At 63.1% G+C, this 1,064-nt stretch carries 1 protein-coding gene; it reads left to right on the top strand.

Features of this window, described 5'->3' with window-relative positions; genetic code table 11:
* The first annotated feature begins 127 nt into the window (after window positions 1–127).
* The gene (locus ABN273_RS59225) at window positions 128–427 is read left to right on the top strand and encodes a hypothetical protein (RefSeq protein WP_349458600.1); all 300 of its coding nucleotides are present in this window, start codon (window positions 128–130) and stop codon (window positions 425–427) included.
* Window positions 428–1,064: the final 637 nt, after the last annotated feature.

Here is a 1,064-nt window from a genome sequence, read left to right as displayed (position 1 = left end):
TCCTCACGCAGGTCGAACACCATCTTGATGGCGCGTTCACGCAGCTCTTGGGGGTACTTCCTCGGTGCGGGCACGACTCCCAGCCTTCCAGTCTTGGGAGCCTCCAACCAACCCGGGGCAGCTCACTGTGCAGTTTCCCGGCGGCCAGATCGACCTTCAGGTGATGGAGCAGCAGGCTCGTGAGGAGGTCGAGTCTCTTGTTCAGCAGGCGTCAGCGGACGGCGATCCAGATGCGCGGAAGGAAGCCATTCAGGAGCTGGCGCACCGTGCGGAGGATCTTGGCGCGCTGACCATCATCAACCGTGGGCCGTGGGTCGAGATCGAAGCCGATCCCCACACTGAACGGCAATGGAACAAGTTGGCCGAATGGATTCTGGAAGCTCGTGACAAGCGCCAGGGGCGGCCGCCTAACAAGCCGTCCGACTGAGCCAGGCCCACGCCTTACATGCCCTGTACGGGCGTACCATGCGCGACTCCAGGTAGATGACGATGGCGACGAGCGCGAGCAGCAGAACCGGTCCACGGGCTATGAACGTGCGCATGTATTTGGCACGGGTACCCGCAAACGCTCGGCGAGAGCCCGTAGACAGCCGGACATGAAGAACCCCCGCCCCTGCGCATCAGTGGCGAATTCCAGGGGTCGTCGCAACACAGGTGATCATTTGCTGGCGGCAGTCAGCATAGCTGGGCGGTCACCGGTGGGCATCCTTCCGAGGGCGGCCGGTTCTGCCTGGGGAGGATGCCCGCCATGCCTCCCAATCGGCGTCCCGGCCGGGGAGCATACCGGTGACGTTCGCCCAGGCGTGCGCGTTCGTCGACGTCGAGCACCGGCTCTTCAGGCGGGCTTGCGCCAGAACACGGCGTAGCGAAAAAGTGGAAGCCGACGCCAGCGCATCCCTGGTAGGACAGCGGAGGCGATCTGCCTCACTCGGGCGTAAGTGGACCGTCCCGGGAATCTTGGAGGCTACGATTCCTGCGAACTTGCGAATGACGTAGCAGATTCCTGCGCCTTATAGAAGGCGCCTTCATACTCCTTCGGTGGAATATTACCGCAGAACGAGTGG

The organism is Nonomuraea sp. B19D2 (assembly GCF_040137845.1).
In the GTDB taxonomy this organism is placed as follows: Bacteria; Actinomycetota; Actinomycetes; order Streptosporangiales; family Streptosporangiaceae; genus Nonomuraea.
The sequence above is the reverse complement of the archived record's forward strand: the minus strand, read 5'-3'. Positions and strand labels throughout refer to the sequence as shown.